The 18,789-nt window shown below is 71.0% G+C and carries 15 protein-coding genes; 7 read left to right on the forward strand and 8 right to left on the reverse strand.

The window, feature by feature from the left end; all coding sequences use genetic code 11:
• The first annotated feature begins 39 nt into the window (after positions 1 to 39).
• On the forward strand, positions 40 to 2,406 hold the full coding sequence (locus tag H2Q94_RS10160; RefSeq protein WP_243794225.1) for a xanthine dehydrogenase family protein molybdopterin-binding subunit: 2,367 nt from the start codon (positions 40 to 42) through the stop codon (positions 2,404 to 2,406).
• 237 nt (positions 2,407 to 2,643) lie between these two features.
• Here H2Q94_RS10160 and H2Q94_RS10165 read toward each other — a convergent pair whose 3' ends face one another.
• Complete coding sequence (locus H2Q94_RS10165) at positions 2,644 to 3,210, reverse strand: TetR/AcrR family transcriptional regulator (protein ID WP_243794227.1); 567 nt, start codon at positions 3,208 to 3,210, stop codon at positions 2,644 to 2,646.
• A 192-nt stretch (positions 3,211 to 3,402) separates the two neighbouring features.
• On the opposite strand from H2Q94_RS10165, the gene H2Q94_RS10170 reads away from it, so the two are divergent.
• A complete protein-coding gene (locus H2Q94_RS10170; RefSeq protein WP_243794229.1) occupies positions 3,403 to 4,977 on the forward strand; it encodes a GMC oxidoreductase in 1,575 nt (524 codons plus the stop codon).
• Positions 4,978 to 5,092: 115 nt separating this feature from the next.
• Here H2Q94_RS10170 and H2Q94_RS10175 read toward each other — a convergent pair whose 3' ends face one another.
• The 4 genes from H2Q94_RS10175 to H2Q94_RS10190 all read right to left on the reverse strand — a co-directional run bounded on the left by H2Q94_RS10175 (position 5,093) and on the right by H2Q94_RS10190 (position 9,046).
• Positions 5,093 to 6,694 (reverse strand): tripartite tricarboxylate transporter permease, encoded by a 1,602-nt coding sequence (locus tag H2Q94_RS10175; RefSeq protein ID WP_243794231.1) that lies wholly within the window; start codon positions 6,692 to 6,694, stop codon positions 5,093 to 5,095.
• Positions 6,691 to 7,218, reverse strand: a complete 528-nt coding sequence (locus tag H2Q94_RS10180) for a tripartite tricarboxylate transporter TctB family protein (protein WP_243794232.1) — start codon at positions 7,216 to 7,218, stop codon at positions 6,691 to 6,693. Before H2Q94_RS10180 ends, H2Q94_RS10175 begins: the two co-directional genes overlap by 4 nt.
• On the reverse strand, positions 7,218 to 8,174 hold the full coding sequence (locus H2Q94_RS10185; protein WP_243794233.1) for a tripartite tricarboxylate transporter substrate binding protein: 957 nt from the start codon (positions 8,172 to 8,174) through the stop codon (positions 7,218 to 7,220). Before H2Q94_RS10185 ends, H2Q94_RS10180 begins: the two co-directional genes overlap by 1 nt.
• A gap of 146 nt (positions 8,175 to 8,320) precedes the next feature.
• A complete protein-coding gene (locus H2Q94_RS10190; RefSeq protein ID WP_243794234.1) occupies positions 8,321 to 9,046 on the reverse strand; it encodes a GntR family transcriptional regulator in 726 nt (241 codons plus the stop codon).
• A 118-nt stretch (positions 9,047 to 9,164) separates the two neighbouring features.
• Between H2Q94_RS10190 and H2Q94_RS10195 the strand changes: the two genes are divergently transcribed.
• The 4 genes from H2Q94_RS10195 to H2Q94_RS10210 all read left to right on the forward strand — a co-directional run bounded on the left by H2Q94_RS10195 (position 9,165) and on the right by H2Q94_RS10210 (position 13,721).
• A complete protein-coding gene (locus H2Q94_RS10195; protein WP_243794235.1) occupies positions 9,165 to 10,109 on the forward strand; it encodes a sugar phosphate isomerase/epimerase family protein in 945 nt (314 codons plus the stop codon).
• Positions 10,109 to 11,824 carry a dihydroxyacetone kinase family protein gene (locus H2Q94_RS10200; protein WP_243794236.1) on the forward strand — a complete coding sequence of 572 codons (1,716 nt, stop codon included), beginning with the start codon at positions 10,109 to 10,111 and terminating at the stop codon, positions 11,822 to 11,824. The genes H2Q94_RS10195 and H2Q94_RS10200 overlap by 1 nt, the downstream gene beginning before the upstream one ends.
• Positions 11,825 to 11,929: 105 nt before the next feature.
• Complete coding sequence (locus H2Q94_RS10205; protein WP_258718677.1) at positions 11,930 to 12,688, forward strand: triose-phosphate isomerase; 759 nt, start codon at positions 11,930 to 11,932, stop codon at positions 12,686 to 12,688.
• Positions 12,689 to 12,719: 31 nt separating this feature from the next.
• On the forward strand, positions 12,720 to 13,721 hold the full coding sequence (locus H2Q94_RS10210; RefSeq protein ID WP_243794239.1) for a 4-hydroxythreonine-4-phosphate dehydrogenase PdxA: 1,002 nt from the start codon (positions 12,720 to 12,722) through the stop codon (positions 13,719 to 13,721).
• A gap of 77 nt (positions 13,722 to 13,798) precedes the next feature.
• Here H2Q94_RS10210 and H2Q94_RS10215 read toward each other — a convergent pair whose 3' ends face one another.
• The 3 genes from H2Q94_RS10215 to H2Q94_RS10225 form a co-directional block, all read right to left on the reverse strand.
• Entirely contained in the window at positions 13,799 to 15,115 is a 1,317-nt protein-coding gene (locus H2Q94_RS10215; protein WP_243794241.1) for a glycerate kinase family protein, read from the reverse strand.
• A gap of 68 nt (positions 15,116 to 15,183) precedes the next feature.
• The gene (locus tag H2Q94_RS10220) at positions 15,184 to 16,710 is read right to left on the reverse strand and encodes an SLC13 family permease (protein ID WP_243794244.1); all 1,527 of its coding nucleotides are present in this window, start codon (positions 16,708 to 16,710) and stop codon (positions 15,184 to 15,186) included.
• A gap of 97 nt (positions 16,711 to 16,807) precedes the next feature.
• Entirely contained in the window at positions 16,808 to 17,599 is a 792-nt protein-coding gene (locus tag H2Q94_RS10225) for an AraC family transcriptional regulator (protein WP_243794246.1), read from the reverse strand.
• An 87-nt stretch (positions 17,600 to 17,686) separates the two neighbouring features.
• Here H2Q94_RS10225 and H2Q94_RS10230 point away from each other — a divergent pair, with 87 nt between their 5' ends.
• The gene (locus H2Q94_RS10230) at positions 17,687 to 18,481 is read left to right on the forward strand and encodes a sulfite exporter TauE/SafE family protein (protein WP_243794247.1); all 795 of its coding nucleotides are present in this window, start codon (positions 17,687 to 17,689) and stop codon (positions 18,479 to 18,481) included.
• Positions 18,482 to 18,789: the final 308 nt, after the last annotated feature.

Here is an 18,789-nt window from a genome sequence, read left to right on the forward strand (position 1 = left end):
TCGGTGGGCGAGGCACCCTCTCGCCGCTAGGCTCGGATCATGGTCGGATCCCTGCTCGGCAACGAGGTCAACCGGGTCGAGGACCCTGAACTGCTGCGCGGCCGCGGCACCTACGTGGACGATCTTCCGCTGGAAGGGGTGCTGCGCATCGGCTTCGTGCGCTCGCCGCTGGCCCACGCCGAGATCACCTCCATCGACGTCACCGAGGCCGCCGCCGCACCGGGCGTCGTCGCCGCGTTCACCGCCGCGGACCTGGACCTGCCGGTCCAGAAACCGTTCATCGAACTCGGCGACTTCCCGCGGTATCCGCTGGCGCGCGACCGGGTGCGGTTCGTCGGCGAAGCCGTCGCCGTCGTCGTCGCCGACAGCGGTGCGGCGCTGGCGGACGGACTGGAACTGGTCGACGTCGAATACGAGCCGCTGCCGGTCACCGTCGACCCCGAACACGCCATGGCCCCGGAGTCCGAGACGCAGTTCCCGGCACACGGTTCGAACATCGCCGACGGTGCCCGCGACGCGGCGGGAGCCGACGTGCTCGCGGGCGCGGACGTGGTAGTGCGGGCCAGGATCGAGAACCAGCGCCTCGCCGTCGTCCCGATGGAGGGCAACGCGTTCGCCGTGCTGCCCGGCGGTCCCGATGAGGACTACGAAGTCACCGCCTACGCCTCCACCCAGATGCCGCACGCGCTGCGCAGCGGGCTCGCCGCGTCCTTCGGCTGGGACGCCGAACGCGTGCGGGTCATCGCGCCGCACGTCGGCGGCGCGTTCGGCGGAAAGGCGGGCGCGGCCGCGGAGTACCTCGTGGCGGTGGCGCTGGCACGCGCACTCGGCAAGCCCGTCAAGTGGGTCGAGGGCCGCTCGGAGAACATGCAGACCATGCCGCACGGGCGAGCCCAGGTGCAGTTCGCCGAACTCGGCCTCACCCGCGACGGGCACATCGTGGGCCTGCGGGCGCGCGTCATCGGTGATGCCGGTGCCTACGCCGGTTTCGGCGGTGCGCTCGCACTCGGCCCGACCCGGCTCATGTCCCAAGGCGTGTACCGGATCCCGAAATTGAGCTACGACGGCGCCGCCGTGCTCACCAACACCACCCCCGTCGGCGCGTTCCGCGGCGCAGGCCGGCCCGAAGCGGCGGCCATGCTGGAACGCATCATCGACATGGCCGCCGTCGAACTCGACCTCGACCCGGCGGAGCTGCGCAGGCGCAACTTCCTGCGGCCCGAGCAGTTCCCGTACACGACGCTCACCGGCGCCGGCTACGACAGCGGCGACTTCGACTTGGCGTTGACCGAGGCGCTGGGCCTCGCCGACTACGAGCAGCTGCGCGCCGAACAGGCCCGCAGGCGCGCTGCGAACGATCCGCGCGCACTGGGCATCGGCATCAGCACCTACGTGGAGATCACCGGCGGCGGCGCGGGCGAGTTCGCCGCGGTCGAGGTGCACGAGCACGGCGCCACCATCAAGGTCGGCACCTCGGCGCACGGGCAGGGCCACGCCACCGCGTTCTCGATGATCGTCGCCGACATGCTGGGCATCCCGATGGAATCCGTCGAGTTCGTCCAGTCCGACACCGCCACCGTCCCGCGCGGCGGCGGCACCGGCGGCTCCCGATCACTGCAGGTCGGCGGCAGCGCGGTGCGCGCGGCAGCGGAGGTCGTGCTGCAGCGGGCGCGGGAACTCGCCGCCACCAAGCTGGAGGCCGCCCCCACCGACATCGAGGTCACCGACGGCGGCCTCGGCGTCGCCGGAGTGCCGAGCACCGTCCTGAGCTGGCCGGAACTCGTGCAGGCCGCCACCGCCGACGGAAACCCGCTGGCCGCCGATACCGATTTCCAGCCCGGCGGCGCCACGTTCCCGTTCGGTGCGCACGTGTCGGTGGTGGAGATCGACACTGAAACGGGCTTCGTCACCCCGCTGCGGCACATCGCCGTCGACGACTGCGGCCGGATCGTCAACCCGACGATCGTGCGCGGCCAGCAGCACGGCGGCGCCGTGCAGGGCATCGCCCAAGCACTGTGGGAGCACATGTCCTACGACGAGGACGGCAACCCGTCCACCGCGACGCTCGCCGACTACGCGATGCCCTCGGCGGCCGACGTGCCCGCGCTGGAGACGGCGAACACGGTGACCGCCAGCCCGCACAACCCGTTGGGCGCCAAGGGAATCGGCGAGTCGGCGACCGTCGGCTCCACACCGGCGGTGCAGAACGCGGTGGTCGACGCGCTCAGCCATCTCGGCGTCCGGCACATCGACATGCCCACGACCCCGCAGCGCGTCTGGGAGACCATCCGCGACGCCCGCGCCGGAACCCTCGCCTCCCCGTGGCAGGAACCCCCGGCCGCTTTCGACGCCCTCCCGGTCCGAGCGGAAGGAAAACCGGACGACGCCGACGAAGCAGTGGTGTGATCCGAGTTTCCGAGGCGGTCGGAGTTCCGGTTCGGTCGGCGGGGTTACTCTTCGTTGATCTTCCGGAGGAGCCGTTCCCGCTCTTCGGGCGTCATGGACCAGTTCCCTCCCGGATCGGTGAATGTGGACTTCATCGGCGGTGCCTGAGCTTCCCGCCGGGTGCAGTGTGCTCATGATCAGCAGGGGTCGTCCGCAAGTCCTGCTCGGAATGCTCCGCCGGTGGCCTGGGGTGTTCGCTCAGGCCGTGGTGTCCAGGCGCGGGTAGAGGCCGTCGAGGGTGACGGCGATCAGTTTGCGCACGGCGGTCTCGTCGTCGGCCGGTACCAGCTTCGAGGACAGGGCTCCCTCGATCATCTCCAGGATCAGCATGAGGTCGGCCGGTTCGATGTCGTCGCGGAGCTGCTCCCGCGCCTGCGCGCGGCGGAACGCGGGTGCGAGCACCGCGATCAGCGAGTTCGCGTAGCGCCGCTGGTCGTGTTCCGGCAGCTCCCGGATGAGGTTGACCAGCGGTCGGCTGACCACCTGATCGGACAGCACCACGTGCAGCAGGTCGCGGAAGGTGCGGTGGTCGCGTTCCGCGGAGGCGACGACGCGCTTCAGCGTGTCCAGCCGGTGCGCTGCGACGGTTCTGGCGAGGGCGTAGCGGTCGGGGAAGTGGCGGTAGACGGTCGCTCGCCCGAGGCCGGTGCGGCGCGCGATCTCCTCGATCGGCACGAGCTCGGATCCTTGGGCGAAGGCTTCGTCGGCGGCCCGCAGGATGATCTCGCGGTTCCGGCGCGCATCGGTGCGCTGCGGGGTCAGCAACGGACACCTCGCTGTTCGCGCACGCCGGAAGATGTTACCCGTGCGTAGTGAGATCGTCGACCGGTTCTCTCTCTCGGTTTCGCTCCCTACGCTTTCGATCCGCCACGCCCGTTGATCAGCGACGACGTTCGCGCTCCGGCCGTGGCCGTCACCCGGCGGCGCCCGAGTCGCCCTCACCGCGCAGGAGATCCGATGCCCGATTTGAGCCGACGTTCCGTACTCAAAGGAGCAGCCGTCGCCACGGGGCTGACCGCCCTCGGCACCCCGGCCGCCGCCGCGGTGAAACGGGTTCCGGTGACCCGCGAAGAGCACCGCGTCGTCGTCATCGGCTCCGGCTTCGGCGGGGGAGTGACGGCGTTGCGGTTCGCCCAAGCAGGGCTTCCCGTACTGGTGCTGGAGCGCGGGCGTCGCTGGCCCACCGGGCCGAACGCCGACACCTTCCCGAGCCCGCTCGCGCCGGACTCGCGGCTGTCCTGGATGGGATCGATGCCGTCGCTGTCCGGACTGCCGCTGATGCCCTTCGCCCCCTACACCGGGCTGCTGGAACAAGTCTCCGGCAACGGGATGGACATCATGTGCGCCGCGGGCGTCGGCGGCGGATCGCTGGTCTACCAGGGCATGACCCTGCAACCGGCCGAGGACGTGTTCAACGCGAACATGCCCGAACAGCTGGACTACGCGCGCATGCACCGCGAGCACTACCCGCGCGTCGCCTCGATGCTGAAGTTGCAGACGGCGCCGGACGAACTGATCAACAGCAAGACCTACAAGCCGTCGCGGGTGTTCGCGCGCAACACCGAGGCCGCCGGTTACAACCTCTCGAAGATCCCGATGCCGATCGACTGGGACTTCGCCCTGCGCGAGCTGGAGGGCGAGATGAAGCCCTCTTACACCAACGGTGATTGCTCCATGGGCGTGAACAACGGCGGCAAGCACTCGGTCGACGTCACCTACATCGCCGAGGCCGAAGCGACCGGCCGCGTCACCGTCGCCACTCAGCACAACGTCACCGACGTGGCGATGGCCAAGGACGGCCGCTGGCAGGTCCACGTCGACCGCATCGACTCCGGCGGCACCGTCCTGGAGAAGAAGATCATCACGGCCGGCGCGCTGGTCATGGCGGCGGGCACCGCGAACACGACGAAGCTGCTGATGCGCGCCGCCGCCAAGGATCAGATCCCCGACATGCCGGACGGGCTCGGCTCGAACTGGGGCTCCAACGGGGACCGCATCTACACCTGGACCAACTTCGCCGACGACTTCGGCGCACCGCAAGGCGGACCGGTCGTCTACGGCAGCTTGGAGTGGGACGACCCGGCTACGGCGAACACCGTCATCCAGGCGTCGCTGCCGCCGCTGCCGGATCTGCGCACCACGATGCTCGTCGGCTACGGGGTGAGCCAGGGGCGCGGCAAGTTCGTCTACGACTCGGCGAAGGACGACGCGGTGCTCGACTGGCCGCACGACGCGGACACCGAGCTGAGCAGGATCATCGATGACCGGGTCGCCCGGATCGCCGGGGACGGCGCCATTCGGCTGGACACGACCTCGCTGGTGCCGAACACCTGGCACCCGCTGGGCGGAGCGTCGATGGGCACGGTGTGCGACCTCGCCGGTCGGGTCCAGGGCCACCGCGGGCTCTACGTGCTGGACGGGGCGCTGATGCCGGGCAACAGCGCGGCCTGCAACCCGTCGATGACCATCGCGGCCGTGGCCGAGCGGGCGACCGACGAGTTGATCGCGCAGGACGCGGGCACGGTGTTCTGACCGAACGGGTGCGGTGCGCCGCTCGATCGCGGAATTCGCCGCACTGCAACGGTCATCCCGATGCGGCCGGGACGAGCGGCGGGGAGGACGTCCTCCCCGCCGCGTTCCGGCCGGCTCAACGCTCGTTCGAGTCGCCCGGCCTCGTGCGGCCGGTGGCCGCGTCTTCATCGTTCGCCGCCGTGTCCGTTGAGGACTCGGCCTCGGGATCTCCGGACGGGCCGCCGTCCCGCGCACCGGCGGTACGTGCGCGGAACGCGCGGCCCAGCACGGGACCCGCGACGAGCAGCACGGCGGCCGCCAGCACCACGATCGCGGTGGCGCTGCCCAGGATCAGGCTCGCCACTCCCGCGTCGCCGGCGAGTGCGGAGCTCTGCGTCAGCGACTTCTCGAACAGCGGCCCGATCACCAGGCCCAGCACCAGCGGCGCCACCGGCAGCGACAACCGCTTCATCGCATAGCCCACGAGCCCGAACACCAAGGTCATGAACACGCTGAACATGCTGTTGTTCACCGTGTAGGCGCCGACGAGGCTGGTCACGATGATCAGCGGGTAGAGGATCTCGTAGCGCAACCGCAGCAACTGCGCGAACACCGGTGCCAGCGGCAGGTTCAACGCCAGCAGGAGGAGGTTGCCGATGAAGAACGAGACGAGCAGCCCCCACACCAGCGCCGGCTGGGTGTCGAACAACTGCGGCCCTGGCTGGATGCCGTAGACGAGGAACGCACCGAGGAGCACCGCGGTCGTGGCGCCGCCGGGAACGCCCAGCACGAGGGTCGGGATGAAGTTCGCGTTCGACGCCGCGTTGGTCGCCGCGTCCGGCGCCACCACACCTTCGATCGCGCCCTTGCCGAGCTGACGCCGGTTCTTCGAAAAGCGCTTTTCGGCGCCGTAGGCCATGAACGAGGCCAACGTGGTCCCGGCTCCGGGCAGGCAACCGAGCAGGAACCCGACGACCGTGCCGCGCGCGGTCGGGGCCGCGGCCCGCCGCAGGTCCTCCCGGGTGAGCAGCAGGTCGCGGAACCGGGCGCGGATCGGCTCGGCCGCCCCTTGGCGAAGTTGGTGGAGCAGCTCGCCGATGGCGAACAGGCCGATCATGACCTCCACGAACGGCACGCCGCCGTAGAGGTCGACCTCGCCGAACGTGTACCGGGCGACGCCGCTGCCGGTGTCGACGCCGATGCAGCCGATCAGGATGCCGAACAGGCCCATCGCGCAGCCCAGCAGCAGGTTCCGCCCGGAGAACACGACGATCGTGGCCAGGCCCAGCACCATGATCGCCAGCATCTCGGGCGGGCCGAACTCCAACGCGATCTCGGCGAAGAAGGGTGCGACCGCGACGAGCACCACCAGCGACACCATGGCCGCGACGAACGCGCCCAGCGCCGAGATCGCCAGCGCCGGGCCGGCTCGGCCGCGCCGGGCCATTTGATAACCGTCCAAGGTGCTGATCACCGAGGACGCCTCGCCGGGGGTCGCGATCAGGATCGCGGTGATCGTCGCGCCGAACTGGGCGCCGTGGTAGATCCCCGCGAGCATGATCAGCGCCGTCAGCGGGGACAGCGTCAGCGTCACCGGAATCAGGATCGCGACACCGGTCGCCGAGCCCAAGCCGGGCAGGATGCCGATGACAGTGCCGAGCACGACCCCGACGAAGCACCAGAGCAGATTCTCCGGAGTGAGGGCCGATTCGAAGCCCAGAACCAGGTTGTCGATCACAGCGCGCTCCACAACGTCGGGTCGAGGAGCCCGAGGGGCAGCGGCGCCCCGAGCAGCGTGACGAACGTGAGGTGGGCGACGACGTAGGTCGCGCCCGAGATGAGCACCGCCCGCAGCGGCGCGATCCGCTCGACCACGGCGAGCAGGAACAACATCGCCAGCACCAGCGCGGGCAGCAGCCCGAGCACCGGCACCAGCGCGGCCGCGACCCACATGGTCACCACGACGATCGGCATCCGGTACCGGCCTGCGGGTCCGGTCGCGGCCTCGGTCGCCGGTTGCGGCGGATCGTCCTCGGCCGGTGCGGCCCCGGCGAGTTCTTGGCGCAGCAGCGCGAGCCCGACCACCGCGAGCAGGGCGCCCACGATGCGCGGCATCACCGCGGCGCCGATGGTGCCGTCCTCGGTGGTCCAGTCGTAGGCCAGCGATCCCAGGGCGAACGCGGCGCCCAGCGCGGCCAGGAACAGGTGCGCGGCGATCATCCCCGGACGGGGCGCCGGTGCGCGGTCTTCGGCGGCGCTCATCAGAAGACCTCCCGCATGCGGCGGTCGTAGTCATCGAGGTACCTGGCGAACTCGTCTCCGCTCAGATCGGCCGGGATCAGCAGGTCGTTGCGGATGTAGTCCTGGTAGGCGGGGTAGCGCATCGCCCGGTGCAGTTCGTCGATCCAGAACCTGCGCTGCGATTCGGCGATTCCGGCGGGAGCGAGCGCGCCGCGCCAGACGGTCACGAGCGCGTCGATGCCCTGTTCCCGGGCGGTCGGCACGGCACCGAGCACGGCGTCGTCGTAGCGCTGCTCGGTCATCGTGCACAACGCTTTGGCGTCGCCGCTTTCCAAGTACGGCTTCGCGGAGGCGGCGCTCGCCGGGGCCAGGTCGATCTGACCGCCGAGCAGCCCGGTCATCACCTCGCCGCTCGAACCGTAGGGGACCACGTCGACCGAGCCGCCCGCCTTGGTCAGTTCGCCGACCACCAGCGCGTCGGCGCCGGTGCGTCCGCTGGAACCCGCCACGACCCGCTGCGTCTTGCTCGCCTGGACGACGTCGGCGCACGTCTCGAACGGGGAGTCCGTCGGCGCCACGACCATGCGGGAGTCCTGCGCGAACATCACCAGCGGGGTGAAGCTGCGGTAGGTGAAGGGGACGTCCTCGTAGACGAGGGGGAGGGTGTTGAGCGCGGTTTCCGCGACGAGCAGCGCGTTGCCGTTGCCCTCTTCGGCCAGGAACGTCGCCCAGCCGACCGCGCCGGAGCCGCCTTCCTTGTTCTCCACGTTGACGTCGTAGCCGTGTTCGAGCTCGTTGAGTCCTTGGGCGAGCACGCGTGCGGAGCGGTCGCTGCCGCCGCCGGGGGCGAAGGCCACGACGGCGCTGACCGAGCCCCGGGCACGCCAGTCGTCGGGTACCGGAGCCCGCACCGAACAGGAGGTGATCAGCGCGATCCCCGCCAAGGCGGCGGAGATCCTGAGGAAACGCGACGGCATTGTCAGTTCCTTCCGGAGCGGGTTCAGCACCCACTCGATCCCCATCGATCGAAGATCCTATTGGATTCAGCGATAGTAGGGGGCGCGTCGAGGAACGACAAGACCGTTCGGCGAGCCGCCGGCGGCGAGGGAAGGTGTTGCGGCGGTCAGGCTCGCTCGGGCAGCGAGCGGCGGCCCACGCCCTGCAGGTGTGCGCGCATCGCCTCGACCGGGTCCCCGTTCTCGAACGCGGCGAGGACGGCCGCGTGCTCGGTCACGGCCTCGTCGACGTCGAAGACCTCGCGATCCAGCGACTGCCGCAACCGGTGCACGTGCGTTCCGAGGGACTCGGCCATCTGCAGCAGATACCGGTTGCCGGACCCGCGCAGGATCACCAGGTGGAAATCCCAGTCGGAGTCGAAGTACTCCCGCAGATCCGCGTAGTCGTCCGGCCGCGAGCCGGCGGAGCGCAACTCGCCGACCTTGTGCGCGCTCAGCGTGTGCCGGGCGTGGGCGACTCTGAGCTGCGGAATCAGTTCCGCGCCGCGGGCGACGGCCTGCTCGACGGCGGCCAGTTCCACCACGGTGCGCGCGGTGATGAGATCGGCCATCTGCTCGTCGGTGAGCAGCGGTGCGACTCGGTAGCCCTTCAGCGCCGCCCGCGTCACGAGCCCGGTGTGCTCCATCTGCACCAGGGCTTCCCGGATGGGCGTCGGCGAGACGCCGAGATCGCGGGCGAGCTGATCGATGCCCAGTGAGTCGCCCGGCGGGTAGGTGCCGTCGAGGATCCCTTCGAGCACGACGTCGTAGACGGTGTCGCGCAGTGCTCGGCGGGCGACGGGGCTCTTGGCGGTGCGCGGCGACCTGCCGGCTGCGGGCGAATCGGAGCTCATGGTGGGTCAACGATAGCGCAGCGGTGCCGTGGACCTGGCTGACGACGCGCTCGTGGTCCGTTGTCGCTACAGGAAGAATCCTATAGCATCTTCGAAAACGAGCCTCGGGAGACGAACGATGGCGTTCACCGCAGAGACCTGGCCGATCGGTGCGGCACTGCTGCAGTTCCCGGGCGTCCAGCGTGACGGGACGGTCGTCCAGGACGCCCCCGCCGCGCGGTGGAGCGCGGTGCTCGCCGAGATCGCCGCCGCGGGCTTCGACCACGTCGACCTCACCGACAGCTGGCTGCGCCCCGGAGACCTGACCCCGGACCGGCGGGAGGAATTCGCCACCGCGCTGCGCGGTGCCGGGCTCGGCGTCACCGCGATCTCCGTGGTGCGGCGCAGCCCGATCGACCCGGACCCGGCGACCGCCGAGGAGAACCTGGCCTACCTGCACCGGACGATCGACGCGGCGGCCGAACTCGACATCCCGGTGGTCTGCGCCGGACTGCACCGCCCGTTCACCGCCGCCCAGCGCGCCGCGCTCTGGTTCTGGACGGAGCCGGGACCGCGGGACCCCCTCGGCGACGAGCGGACCCGCGCGCGCTGCGTGCGGCGCTTCCGCGAAGTCGGTGAGCACGCCGCCGAACGAGGCATCGCGGTCTCATTGGAGATGTACGAGGACACCTACCTCGGCACGGCCGACGGCGCCGTGGCGCTGGTGACCGACATCGGCTTGGACAACGTCGGGCTCAACCCGGACATCGGCAACATCGTGCGGCTGCACCGCCCCGTCGAGGACTGGGCGCGGATGTTGGAGCTGACCTTGCCGCACGCCAACTACTGGCACGTGAAGAACTACCACCGCGATCACGACCCGGCCACCGGCGCGTACTTCTCGGTTCCCGCGCCGATGGAGCAGGGCGTGATCAGTTACCGGCTCGCCATCGAGATCGCGCTGGAGAACGGGTTCAACGGGCCGATCTGCGTCGAGCACTACGGCGGCGACGGGCTCAGCGTGTCGGCGCGAAACCGCGACTACCTGCGCGGCTTGCTGCGCGTGAAGCTGGGGGAGCGCTGATGACGACGTTGCACGACGGCGCGGCGGAGTACGCGGCGGACGCGTTGAACGGGTTCGTCGCCGCCCACTCTCGGCACGTCCGCGCGGTGCGCGGCGGAGTGGTGCGTGCCAGCAGCACGCCCACGGGACAGGTGGCCGTGGTGCTCGGCGGCGGCAGCGGCCACTACCCGGCCTTCGCCGGTTGGGTCGGTCCCGGCATGGCCCATGGCGCGGCCTGCGGGAACGTCTTCGCCTCCCCGTCGGCGGCGCAGGTGTGCTCGGTGGCCCGCGCCGCCGGTGGCAGCGGCGTGGTGCTCGGATTCGGCAACTACGCGGGCGACGTGCTGCATTTCGGCCAGGCGGCGGAACAACTGCGCGCCGAGGGCATCGATACGCGGGTGCTGGCGGTCGTCGACGACGTCGCCTCCGCACCGGCCGAGCAGGCAGCGCTGCGCCGCGGGATCGCCGGTGACCTGCTGGTGTTCAAGTTGCTGGGCGCGGCCGCCGAACGGGGCATGGGACTCGACGACGTGGAACGCGTCGGGCGCCGGGCCGTGGAGGCGACCCGCTCGCTCGGTGCGGCGTTCTCCGGTTGCACGTTGCCCGGCGCGGCGGAACCGCTGTTCGAGGTGCCGCCCGGCCGGATGGCGCTGGGACTCGGCGTGCACGGTGAGCCGGGGCTGTCCGAGCATCCGCTGGGCTCCGCCGCCGAAGTCGCCGATCAGCTGGTGGACGGCGTGCTCGGCGAACTGGCGTCGGTGCGCGGCGGCCGGGTCGCGGTGCTGCTCAACGGGATGGGCGGCGTCGGCGGCGAGGAGCTGTTCGTCGTCTACGGCCGGATCGCCCGCCGCCTCGCCGATGCCGGTCTGGAACCGGTGGAACCCGTGGTGGGAACCCAGATGAGCAGCCTCGGCATGAGCGGGCTCTCGCTGTCGGTGACCGCGCTCGACGACGAACTGGCCGAGCTGTGGACCGACCCGGTGGAAACACCGGCGTTGCGGCGCGGCGGTTTCCCCGCCCGCCCGGCCCGCACCGACGACCTCGATGACACCGGCGCGCCGCCCGTCGTCGCCGGATCGGCCGACTCCCGCCGCGCCGCCGCCCACGTCGTCGCCGCCTTCGAGATCGCGCGGGATGTGCTGGCGGAGCACGAACAACGGTTGGGGCGGCTCGATGCCGTCGCCGGGGACGGTGATCACGGCCTGGGCATGCGGCGAGGCTCGCTCGCGGCCGCCGAAGCGGCCGAGTCCGCCCGTGCCGCCGGGGCCGGTGCGGGCACGGTCCTCGCCCGCGCCGCCGCGGCCTGGTCGGAGAGCGCGGGCGGCACCTCCGGCGCGCTCTGGGGCGGTGCGATCAGCGCGCTCGGCGCGGAGTTGGGCGATCAGGAACCTGTGACCGGGACGCTGCTCGGGGCGGCGGTCGGCCGGGCGGTCGACGCGATCGTGCGGCTCGGCGGGGCCATTCCGGGGGACAAGACGATGGTCGACGCCGCCGTTCCGTTCGCCGACGTGGTGGCGGCGGCCGGGGAGACTCCGGGGCGAGCGCTGGCGCGCGCGGCGGAATCCGCCACCGCCGCCGCGGCCGCCACCGCCGACGTTCCGGCTCGCCGCGGGCGATCCCGGACCCACGGCGACCGCAGCCTCGGCACACCGGACCCGGGAGCGACCTCGTTCGCCCTGGTCGTCACCGCCCTCGCCGCGTTGCACCCGCTGAACACCTCGGGAGGCACTCGATGATCTTGCGCAGCGGACTCGACCACGCGGGGCGGGCGACCGGTCCGCGAGTGCCCGACGCGGCGTCGGCGAACGTCACCGCGCTCACCTCCCGCGAGATGAGTTGACGTGCTCTGGCTCGGTACCAGCTTCAAGATGACCAAGACCCGGGCGGAAGCCGTCGCCTACGCCCGCGCGCTGCGCGCGGGGCGGACGAGGGACCCGGGCGGTGTGCGGCCGTTCGTCGTACCCCCGGCCACGTCGTTGCCCGAGGTGGCCGAGGCGCTCGGTCCGGAATCCCCGATCCTCCTGGGCGCCCAGAACGCGCACTGGGCGGAGTCCGGTGCGTGGACCGGAGAATTGTCGGTGGGCCAGGTCGCCGATGCGGGCGCCCGCATCGTGGAGATCGGGCACGCCGAGCGGCGCAGGCACTTCGCCGAGACCGACGAGACCGTCAACCGCAAGGTCCGCGCGACCCTCGCGCACGGCCTCATCCCGCTGGTGTGCGTGGGTGAGGACGCCGAGGTCGCGGCGGCGGGCCGTTCCGTCGAACACGTCGTGGCGCAAACCGAGGCCGCACTGGACGGGTGCGCCGACCCGTCCTCGGTGTTGCTGGCCTACGAGCCGGTGTGGGCGATCGGTGAACACGGCCGCCTGCCGAAGGCCGCTGACGTGGCGCCGGTGATGGCGGCCCTGCATGACCGGTTCGGCGGCGACATCGAGGCCGTCCTCTACGGCGGCTCGGTCAACTTGGACAACGCGGCCGCCTTGTTGGCCGTGCCCGGCACCGGTGGGTTGTTCGTCGGCCGGGCGGCCTGGCAGGTCGAGGGCATGCTCGCCCTGCTCGCACTCGCCGACGACCACCTGCGCGCGGTTTCCAGCCGGTGACGCACCGATCTCCAGTGAACAGGACACCTTGATGAACGACTCCATTCGCCCGAAGATCGCGCTGACCTTGGGAGACCCGGCGGGTGTCGGCCCGGAACTGGCGGCGAAGCTGCTCGCCGATCCGCGCAACAGCGCCGCCGCCGAGATCTACGTCCTGGCCGATCGCGCCGAGCTCGACGCGGCCGCCGCCGTCGCCGGAGTGGAGATCCCGCTCGCCACCGTCCCGGAACCCGGGGTCGTCACGCTGCTCGACGACCACTCGGCGCCCGCGGACCCGATCCCGCTCCGCGAGGTGTCCGAGGCCGCCGGTGCGCGGACTCTGCACCAGCTGCGCCGGGCGGTGTCGATGGCCGCTGACGGCGAGATCGGCGGCATCGTGTTCACCCCGTTGAACAAGACGAGCCTGCACTTGGCGGGGATGCACGAGGAGGACGAACTCCGCTGGTTCGCCAAGGAACTCGGCTACGAAGGCACCACCTCGGAGATCAACATCATCAATGATCTCTGGACGGCGCGAGTCACCAGCCACATCAGCATGCAGGAGGTGGCGCAGCGGGTCACCGCGCCGAACGTGACCGCGGCGATCGAGCTGCTGCATTCGCTGCTGCACGATTCCGGCATCGATGCGCCCCGAATCGGAGTGTGCGCGCTGAACCCGCACAACGGCGAGAACGGCCTGTTCGGCCGGGAGGAGATCGACCACATCCGGCCCGGCGTCAACGAGGCGAAGTCCCGGGGCATCAACGTGGCGGGACCGTTCCCGTCGGACACGATCTTCCTGGCCCGGGAGAACTACGACGGCATCGTGACGATGTACCACGACCAGGGGCAGATCGCGGTCAAGCTGCTCGGTTTCGACGGAGGCGTGACGGTGCAGGGCGGACTGCCCGTGGTGATCGCCACGCCCGCGCACGGCACCGCGTTCGACATCGCCGGCCAGGGCATCGCGAGCACCACGTCCAGCCAGAACGCCCTCGACATCGCCATCGCCGTGGCCCGCCGCCGAGCAGCGACGAAGTCCGCGGCCCGCTGAGGATCCGCGGCGGCGCCGGTTGCTCGGATGGTCACCGCGCAACGGCTCCGCCGCCGGAAAGGCCCCGTTCCGCGGCACTACGCGGCCGGGCGGAGGGTGCTGCCGACCAGGAGCATGCGCAAGGTGCGGGCGGTGGCGTCGGCCAGGAGTTCGGGGGCGCTCGCGATCGCGTCCGCGAGCGCCACCGGGCCGGTCAGGATGCCCGTGTAGGCGTCGATTCCGGTGTCGTAGCTGGTTTCGGCGCCGGGTCCGATGGTGCCGCACAAGGCGACCACCGGTTTTCCTTGGAGCTTCGCGCGTCGCGCGACCTCGGCGGGGATCTTGCCCAGTGCGGTGGAAGCGTCGATCGCACCTTCCGCGGTGATCACCAGGTCCGCGGCCCGCAGACGCAGGTCCAGGTCGGTGCTTTTGAGGAAGACGTCGAACCGGGAGGCCAGCCGGGCGCCGAGCACACCGGCGAGGCCGGCGCCGACGCCGCCCGAGGCGCCGCCACCGGGAACCGCGGCGAAGTCGATGCCGCTGTGCTGGTGCAGCAATTGCGCCCAGCGGTGCATCGACGCCGCCAACTCCGCGACCTGCTCCGGTGCTGCGCCCTTTTGCGGACCGTAGACGCGCGCGACGCCGTTCCGGCCGCTGAGCACGTTCTTCGGGTTGACCGCGACGACGAGCTCCACTGCGGATAATCGGGGATCCAGGTCGTCGGTGTCGATCCGCCGTGCCTGGCGCAGAAGTGCGCCGCCGGGAGCGAGATCCCGGTCGGAGTCGTCGAGGACTCGCGCGCCGAGCGCCTGCAACGCGCCCGCGCCGCCGTCGCAGATCCCGGAATCCCCGCAGCCGACGATGATCTTCTTGGCGCCGGCGTCCAGTGCCGCCGCGATCAGCTCGCCGACACCGCGGCTCGTGGTGCGACCGGGGTCGCGTTCGCCTTGCGGCACGAGGGAAAGTCCTGCCGCCGCGGCCACTTCCACGAACGCGGTTCCCCACTCGGCGCCGCCGAGCAGCGCGAAGTGCGAGTCGATGGGAGAGCCGACCGGCCCGGTGACCGTCGCTCGAACCAGCTCGCCGCCGGTCGACCGGGCCAGCGTGCGCGCGGAGCCCTCGCCGCCGTCGATCAGCGGGACGGTGTCGACGATCGCCGCCGGAACCACCCGTCGAATGCCGGTGCGAATCCCCGCGGCAACGGCCTCGGCGTCCAAGCACTCCTTGAAACCAGTGGGGGCGACCAGAAAACGGAACATGTTGTCCTCCATCGTGGACGTTGTAGATTTTTGGAATGGCTTGCGCAGTGGGTCGCTCAGCGGCTTGCTCGCTGCGGGATCGATGTCCGATGCACGGCGAAATCGCTGCCCTCGCGAGGAAGCCGCTGAGAACCCGCCGGTGGTCGTCGTGCTCAAGCCGGTCACTGCTCCTCGGCTTCGCCGCTGACAGGACGACGATCGAAAGGTCGTCCTGAAAGGACTCCTCAGAGACGCAGACCGAGTAGTGGCCAGATGAATTGGGCGAACAGCAGGACCAGCACGGTCAGGGCCGGTCCGAGCAGTGCGGAGAGCTTCAGCAGGTCGCGCGGGGCGAAAGTGGGCGCCTGCTCGATCCGGGCGAACATCGCGACCGGTTTCGCCGAGGACGGCATGGTGTGGCAGAACCCCGCCGCGGCGGTCGACGCGAACGCGAGGGCCACCGGGTTCATGCCGACCGCGATGGCGGCGGGCACGACGAGGGGGATCAGCACCGAGGAACGCGCCGACCGGGACTGCACCAGCAGGTGCGCGGCGACGCTCAACGCCACCACGGTGCCCAGCACCGCCGGTGGTGAAGCCCCGCTGAGGAAGTTCTGGACGGCCCAACTCGCCGCGCCCGACTCGGTCAAGCCGGTTCCGAGCGCGCCGGTGGCGGCCATGAACAGCAGCAGCGACCAGGGAACTTCGGCGATCGCGGCACCGAAAGCGACGGTGCCCGCCCGTGGCGCGGTGATCAGCAACGCCCCGCCGAGCGCGACGAGCGCGGGGGACAGGCCGTGCAGCGGCTCGGTGCTCCACAGCACCACCACGACACCCAGCAGCGCCGCCGCGCGGATCTCGCCGCGCCGCATCCGCTCCGGAACGTTCAGCTGCGAACGCAGCGATTCGGCGTCGACTCGCAGCGGGGTGCGGCGGTCGGAGCGGCCGGTGAACAGCGCCAGCACGATCTCGGCGGCCAGATGCGAACTGACCACCGCGAACGGCAGGCCCCACCACAGCCACTGCGCGAAGCCGATGCGCTCGCCGACGGTGCCTGCCAGGATCTCGCTGGTCACCAGGTGCGCGCCCGCGCCGACCAGGCTGGCGATCGCCGACAGCAGCACCACGGTCGGAAACAGCACGGCGAGCGCCCGGACCAGCCTTTCCCGAGCCGCGAACGCCGTGGCCAGGGTCAGGTAGAACGGCAGCACCAGCGCGGCCCGCCCACTCGTGCTCGGCACCAGCAGTGCCGTGGTCACCAGGGCGGCCGTGATCAGGTGGAACAGGCCGCGCGGCGTGCGTGCGCGGGCCACCAGCGCGACCGACAACCGGGACGGCAGCCCGGTCGCGTTGATCCCGGCGGCCAGGATGAACGCCGCGATCAGCAACCAGATCTGGTCCTCGCCGAGCGGTTCGAACACGTCCTCGGAATCCAGCACCCCGAGCACGACCAGCAGCACCGCGGCGGCCACCGCGACGAACGTGTCGTCGAGCCGGGAACTCATCCAGCCGCCGACGGCCGCCGCGAACACCAGGAACGTCACCAGCCCGTCCCAGCCCAGTTCACCCGGCCCGCTCAGCGTTCCCGGAACGAGCGCCAACGCGCCCAGCACGCCGAGCGCGACCAGGGTGAACACGATCGCCCAGCCGTTGCCCGACTGCGGCTCCGGCGCGAGCCGGGCGGCGCGCATCGGCCTCGTCGCGTAGTCCGTGCTCACCCGCGTCGTCTTCGCGCCGGTGAGCACCGGCTCGGTATCCCGCTCGGCGTCCATGAGATGAACGATCGTCGGCACGGCTGAGCGCTTCGTGAACATTCGATGAGGACAAGCTCATCTCACGCGACGATCACCTCGCCGCGAGGTCGCCTGATCAGCCGCCCACCTCATGCCGGAAGGAACCACTCCGACCGGCCATTGTGGATGGTGCGGTGCCGAAGGTGCGCGAGAACGCGGCGGTGAACGACGCCGCGGTCGAGTAGCCGAGGCGCGCGGCGACCTCGGTGATCGTGTGATCGGGCAGCAACGGCACCGCCGCGACCAGCCGGGCACGCGCTCGCCAAGCGGCCGGGCCGACGCCGAGCTCGCGGTGGAAGCGGCGGGTGAAGGCGCGTTCGCTCATCGCGAGTCTGCGCGCCCACACCTCGTTGGTGACCCGCACGTCGGGATCGGCGAGGTATTCGCGGCAGAGCCCGGCGAGTCCGGGCGTGCTCGGCAGGTCGACGTGCAGCGGCAGCGAGCTCAACGCCGCGATCTCGTGCAGCAGCAGCCCGGCGATCGCGCCTGCTCGCCCGGCGAGGTCGTAGTCCGCGGGGAATTCGACCGCCGCGAGGATCAGTTCCCGCAGCAGCGGGGTGACCTCGACGACCGTGCAGCAGCGCGGCCACCAGGCGACGGCATCCGGTTCGACGTAGAGGCTGCCGGTGCTGACGCCGAGCATCCGGACCCGATGCCGCGTGCCGGGTGGGATGAGCACGGCCTGCTCCACGGGCACGGCCCAGGTGCCGTCCGCCGTCTCCACGACCATCACGCCCGTCGCGCCGTAGAGGAATTGAGCTCGGCGGTGCACGTGCCAGTCCAGCTGGCGCCCCGGCGCGTAGTCCGTCCCGATGGGCAGCACGTCGCGGGCGACGGAGTCGACCTCGTCGAGCGGCACGTTCCTCACGGCGACCGAGTCTAGGGGCCGAGTCTCGAAGGTATTCGGCTGAGTTTCGATTGCTCGCCGAAACTCCGTGCTGCTGGACTGTGCCGCGTGGAACTCCTCCTGCTGCTCGGGATCGGTCTGCTCACCGGGCTGACCACGGTGCTGTTCGGATTCGGCGGCGGTTTCGTCACCGTCCCGGTGATCGTGTGGGTCGACGCCGGCCTCGGCGCGGACGCCGCTCACGTCGCCGTCGCCACCTCCACCGTCGTCATGGTCGTCAACGCCTGCGTCGCCACTGCGGCGACCGACCGGAACGTCCTGGCACGGCTCTCCCGCAACCGGGGGCTTTTCGCGTTGCTCGTCCTCGGCGGTGCCGTCGGAGCGTTCGCGGCCCGCTACGCGCCGGGGCCGGTCACGCAGTGGGGTTTCATCGGCTACCTCACGGTCACCATCGCTGATCTGCTGCTGCGGCCGGGATTCCTCCGCAACGGTGCGCGGTCGCAGCGACCGGCGAAGGCGATCTCCACCGCGGCGGGCCTGCCGATCGGTGCCACGGCGGCGTTCCTCGGCGTCGGCGGAAGTGTGCTGACGGTCCCGGTGATGCGCCGGTCGGGCCACGACATGCGCACGGCGACCTCGCTGGCCAATCCGCTCACCCTCGCCATCGCCGCGCCCGCGGCGGTGCTGTTCCTCGTTGAACGCCCGGCGCTGGACCACTCGTCGGCCGTGTTCCTGCTGGGCTCGGTGGACCTCGGTGCCGCTGCGGCGTTGCTCGCCGGTGCGCTGCCGGTCATCGTGCTGTTGCGCAGGCGGCCGCCGCGGATCCCGGACGTCTTCTACGCCCGGTCCTACCTGGGCCTGCTCGTGCTGATGACGGTGACGATGCTGGCGGCGACGCTGTGAAGTCCTGCGCGGAGCGGCGCGTCCGTGGCGCGGCGAACCGGGGTGAACGGCCTAACCGCACGTGGAACACGGGTTAAGCTGGCCGACGGCCCTTCGCCGATCGTGGAGGCCTCCCGACCTCCGCAGGAGTCCGTGCACGATGGTTTTTGATCTCTGTCTTGTCAGCGGCGAACCCGCTCAACAGCGACCACCTGAGCGAATGGGCCACCGGCGGGTTCTCGGCGGCTTCCTCACGAGGACAGCGATTTCGCCGGCCAGAGGGCTATTTGAGAAATCGATCCCGCGGCGAGGGAGCCGCTGAGGTTCCG

It is taken from the genome of Saccharopolyspora gloriosae (genome assembly GCF_022828475.1).
In the GTDB taxonomy this organism is placed as follows: domain Bacteria; phylum Actinomycetota; class Actinomycetes; order Mycobacteriales; family Pseudonocardiaceae; genus Saccharopolyspora_C; species Saccharopolyspora_C gloriosae_A.

Bases quoted from the DNA above. Each gene is read 5' to 3' on its own strand.
- H2Q94_RS10160 (WP_243794225.1), top strand. From the start codon at position 40: ATGGTCGGATCCCTGCTCGGCAACGAGGTCAACCGGGTCGAGGACCCT.
- H2Q94_RS10170 (WP_243794229.1), top strand. From the start codon at position 3,403: ATGCCCGATTTGAGCCGACGTTCCGTACTCAAAGGAGCAGCCGTCGCC.
- H2Q94_RS10180 (WP_243794232.1), bottom strand. From the start codon at position 7,218: ATGAGCGCCGCCGAAGACCGCGCACCGGCGCCCCGTCCGGGGATGATC.
- H2Q94_RS10185 (WP_243794233.1), bottom strand. From the start codon at position 8,174: ATGCCGTCGCGTTTCCTCAGGATCTCCGCCGCCTTGGCGGGGATCGCG.
- H2Q94_RS10190 (WP_243794234.1), bottom strand. From the start codon at position 9,046: ATGAGCTCCGATTCGCCCGCAGCCGGCAGGTCGCCGCGCACCGCCAAG.
- H2Q94_RS10195 (WP_243794235.1), top strand. From the start codon at position 9,165: ATGGCGTTCACCGCAGAGACCTGGCCGATCGGTGCGGCACTGCTGCAG.
- H2Q94_RS10200 (WP_243794236.1), top strand. From the start codon at position 10,109: ATGACGACGTTGCACGACGGCGCGGCGGAGTACGCGGCGGACGCGTTG.
- H2Q94_RS10210 (WP_243794239.1), top strand. From the start codon at position 12,720: ATGAACGACTCCATTCGCCCGAAGATCGCGCTGACCTTGGGAGACCCG.
- H2Q94_RS10220 (WP_243794244.1), bottom strand. From the start codon at position 16,710: ATGGACGCCGAGCGGGATACCGAGCCGGTGCTCACCGGCGCGAAGACG.